Origin of the sequence: Actinomadura bangladeshensis (genome assembly GCF_004348335.1) — a bacterium.
GTDB classification, from domain to species: Bacteria; Actinomycetota; Actinomycetes; order Streptosporangiales; family Streptosporangiaceae; genus Spirillospora; species Spirillospora bangladeshensis.
In genome coordinates this window covers 1-2,833 of record NZ_SMJW01000468.1, presented here as the reverse complement: position 1 = coordinate 2,833, position 2,833 = coordinate 1, and the positions used below count along the sequence as shown (strand labels likewise).

Sequence of the window (2,833 nt, the reverse complement as noted above, 5' to 3'; positions counted from 1 at the left end):
ACCACACCATCATCGGTGCGGAGATCGGCAACACTCAACGTCACGCTCGAAAGATCCCAGTCTCGCCCTACTTGCGTCACAGAAGACTAGTTCGTCCCCATGTCTCCCCTGAGTCTGACAGAGAGGGCATTCGATGCGTTCGTGTTTGTCACCCCCGAGTACAACCACTCCTTCCCCGCCGCGCTGAAGAACGCCCTGGACTATCTGCATGCCGAATGGCAGCACAAGGCCGCTGGGTTCGTCGGCTATGGCACCAGCGGCGGCATTCGTGCGGTGGAGCAGCTGCGTCAGATCATGGGAGAGTTGAAGGTCCCCGACGTACCCACCCAGGTCGCGCTGTCAATGTTCACCGACTTCACCTTCACCGGCCCGGTCGGCCCAATCGAGCCGGGCACCTGCACTCCTGCCCCGCACCACGCCGACACGGGGAGTGTCAAGTTAACCGTACAGACCCGCTGCTGGTGGTCGTGATCGGTGTCCTTCCGTCCTGATGACCTCCGGCCGGCTCTGCTGTACCGGGCACAGAGTCGGCCGCGCTCCTGCCGCTGAGCCCTGAGCAGTGTGGCGATGACCGGTCGCGATCTCCCTTCCGGTTACGGGCCGCGGTACCGGCGGCGGAACCCCGGTACCGGAAACCAGTGAGCCGACTGTCAACGACGGCCGAATTCTGGCTCTGGCACATATTCCGTGATCTGGTCGTCAGTCGGTCAGCAGGATGCGTTTGCGGAGAAGGTCGAAGCCTGCGCGGCCGAACATCTGCCTCTTGATCGTCTTGACGCGGTTGACGTGTCCTTCGACGGGGCCGGAGCTGTAGGGCAGGGTGAGGCCGGCGGTGACGGCGTCCTGGTCGCGGCGCAGGCCGGTGACGAACGAGTGCAGCTCAGGCAGGTCATCGTCGAGCACGCCGGTCATCCAAGCCTGGAGTTGCCGGCCACCGCGGTTCATCATGATCTCGGCGAAGTGGCGGACGTGGGTGCGCAGAGCCCTCAGTTGTGGGCAGGCGGCGCAGAGCGTGTCGAGGAGGTGTCGGTCGTCGTTGTCGAGGTGGGCGGGGTGGCGCAGGAACCAGCCGGTGGCTTGGCGGACCGTCGGTGGACGGTGTCGAACGGGACTGGTAGGCGGTGTGGTGGACGGGGCGGCGGTCGGTGCGGTCCGCCACGGCTGGATGTATTGGCGGACGGTGGTCGCAGCGCCACGGTATCCCTGGCTGCGTAGTTCCTGGTAGAGCTGTGCGGCGTTGGTGCACCCCTGGTCCCAGCGGCGCCGCAGGTAGGCGTCGTAGGCGGCCAGTTCCTTGGTGCGCTGGCCGGTGCCGGTGTGGACCAGGAGGTCGTCGGGGCCGGCGGCTCGGGCGAACCGGCGGATGGTGTTACGGCTCAATCCCAGCTCGCGGGCGATCTGCTGGTGGCTGTGGCCTTGGTTGAGCAGGGCGTGGACGGCGGCGTGCCGCTGACGGGTGCGGGCTGCGACCCGGTCCCGTCTGCCCTGCGGTACCGGTATCGATGCCGAAGCCGATGTCGGAGCCGGCGGCGGGGTGCGGGCCACCGGGCCATCGCCGGACTGGGCCGCTGGAGCTGGGACGAGAGCTTGCAGTTGCCGGCGGTGTCGGGTGACGGTGCGTTCGACGGCGTCGCCGAGGTTGCTCCACAAATGCCACCGGTCAGCAACCTGGATCGCCTCGGGTGCGCCGCGGGAGATGCCTTCGGCATAGGCGCCGGCGCGGTCTCGGCACACGATCTCGACACCGGGATGGGCCTGCAGCCAATCGGCAAGGGTGTCGGCGGTGCGGTCGGGCAGGACGTCCACGGGCCGGCCGGTGGTGAGGTCGATCAGGATCGTTCCGTAGATTCTGCCGCGTCGCAGGGCGAAGTCGTCCACGCCTAATATGCGCGGTCCGGCCTGGTCAGCGAGGTGGTCTGAAGGTTCGGGCAGGCTGCGGATCAGTCGTAGCAGCGTCATTCGGCTCACCGCGGTCACCAGTCGTTCGGCCAGGCGGGCACCCGGGCGTCCGGCCAGCGCCGGCGCGATCGCCCGCAGGGCTTCACCGGCCTCCACCGACCGGCGGCCGTAACGCACGGTCAGCCCGGGAACCTGCTCGGCGAAGGTCTTCTTGCCGCAGCCGTCGTTGCGGCACAGGAACCGGTGAACCTGCAGGTCGATCAGCAGCTCACTGCCGCCGACCGCGGTATCGGACAGACACCGCTCATACCGGCTGTGCCGGTGCCGGGACCACGTCCCGCAGCCCGGGCACGCCGCCTCGGTCGTCGCGGTCCTGGCTCTGAGGCGCACCGACGCACCGGAACGAACCACCTGGTCAACGCACACGCCCGCCAGGTGAGGAAACAGAACGGCAAGCAGCTCCTTGATCGACACACCGGCCGATACTCCTGATCGTTTCCCATCTACCGGCAAGAACACCCGAACCGTGACCTACCCGACCAGCCCGATCACGGAATGTGTGCCAGAGCCAGTATTCACGCGTCGTCGACACCGACGGCGCGGCCGGCGCCGCAGAACGCGCTGAGCCAGAACGAACAGGCCGAACTGGTCGAGACGCTCAGCAGCGACCGGCCCCCGACCAGTCCCAAGGTCAGGGGCCGACCAACCGGTTGGCGGTTCCCGTCAGACGCTCACCCGCAATGTCCCGGTCCGATGATTCCGTTGTTGTAGTTGTCCAGCGTGGTCTGCCAGCTGTTGACCAGGTTGCCCTCTCTGTCAGACTCAGGGGAGACATGGGGACGAACTAGTCTTCTGTGACGCAAGTAGGGCGAGACTGGGATCTTTCGAGCGTGACGTTGAGTGTTGCCGATCTCCGCACCGATGATGGTGTGGT

At 66.8% G+C, this 2,833-nt stretch carries 3 protein-coding genes; 1 reads left to right on the top strand and 2 read right to left on the bottom strand.

The annotated features are described in order from the left end of the window. The first annotated feature begins 99 nt into the window (after positions 1 to 99). Positions 100 to 471 carry an NADPH-dependent FMN reductase gene (locus E1284_RS39975; RefSeq protein WP_131945325.1) on the top strand — a complete coding sequence of 124 codons (372 nt, stop codon included), beginning with the start codon at positions 100 to 102 and terminating at the stop codon, positions 469 to 471. 228 nt (positions 472 to 699) lie between these two features. Here the strand turns inward: E1284_RS39975 and E1284_RS39970 are convergent, their stop codons facing one another. Next, positions 700 to 2,289 carry an ISL3 family transposase gene (locus tag E1284_RS39970; protein WP_131945326.1) on the bottom strand — a complete coding sequence of 530 codons (1,590 nt, stop codon included), beginning with the start codon at positions 2,287 to 2,289 and terminating at the stop codon, positions 700 to 702. Between the two features lie 341 nt (positions 2,290 to 2,630). After that, a partial coding sequence (locus E1284_RS42780) for a hypothetical protein (RefSeq protein WP_207924234.1) occupies positions 2,631 to 2,833 on the bottom strand: 203 nt, incomplete at its 5' end.